The 908-nt window shown below is 45.2% G+C and carries 1 protein-coding gene; it reads left to right on the forward strand.

The annotated features are described in order from the left end of the window. Positions 1 to 329 precede the first annotated feature (329 nt). Complete coding sequence (locus A3763_RS19210) at positions 330 to 902, forward strand: NUDIX hydrolase (protein WP_068512534.1); 573 nt, start codon at positions 330 to 332, stop codon at positions 900 to 902. The last annotated feature ends 6 nt before the right edge of the window (positions 903 to 908 follow it).

Raw genomic sequence — 908 nt, forward strand, 5'->3', positions numbered from 1 at the left:
CCGGAAAGGCTACCTGCCCTTTATGTGTATTCATATGTTGCGCCCGGCGCGTGAAAATAATCTGAGGCTCTGGTTCGCGGGTTAAGGGAACTAGAATACCTGCCTCGGGTAACTCTTCGACAATATTTTTTGGCTGATGCTGCTCGATTCGCGCTCTCAGTAAATTAATTATTTGCATTGGGGATTAGAGGTTCCAAAACTTAAGTGGCGAATAAGGAGCTCGTTGACAGATCTAGTAAAAAAGCTCACTCAGATAAAGATCTCAAGTTGTTTACTAAGCCAAACTTTAGCATACTGCCCCCTCAATAAAAATCACTGGTGAGAAACCTATGAAATTCTGCAGTCATTGTGGCGACGATGTTGAGAAAAAGATTCCTGAAGATGATAACCGACAGCGTTACGTCTGCTTAGGCTGTGAACATATCCATTACCAGAACCCGAATATTGTTGCCGGCACCATTCCCACTTGGGGCGATAAGGTATTATTATGCAAGCGCGCCATCGAACCCCGTTTAGGCTATTGGACTCTGCCAGCGGGTTTTATGGAAAACCAGGAAACGACAGAAGAAGCCGCTATGCGTGAGACCTGGGAAGAAGCAGAAGCGAAGGTAAACCTAAAAGGCTTATTTACTATGATCAGCGTCCCGCAGATTGATCAGGTACATATCTTTTTTCTCGCTGAACTAAAACAGGAGAGCTACGCTGCAGGTCAAGAAAGCCTAGAAGTAAAACTCTTCGACGAACAAGATATCCCCTGGGATGAAATCGCTTTCCCAACAGTTAAACGCAGTTTGAAGACGTTTTTCGAAGACCGAAAACGGGGCACTTACGGTGTGCATGTCAGTGATATTTTCCGCGAACCACGTGAGATCCCTGAGCATGTTGCAGATTTACTTGATTAAGACCAG

The sequence above is a fragment of the Oleiphilus sp. HI0128 genome (assembly GCF_001635365.1).

Excerpts from the sequence above, each read along its gene's own strand:
- A3763_RS19210 (WP_068512534.1), top strand. The coding sequence starts at position 330 with ATGAAATTCTGCAGTCATTGTGGCGACGATGTTGAGAAAAAGATTCCT.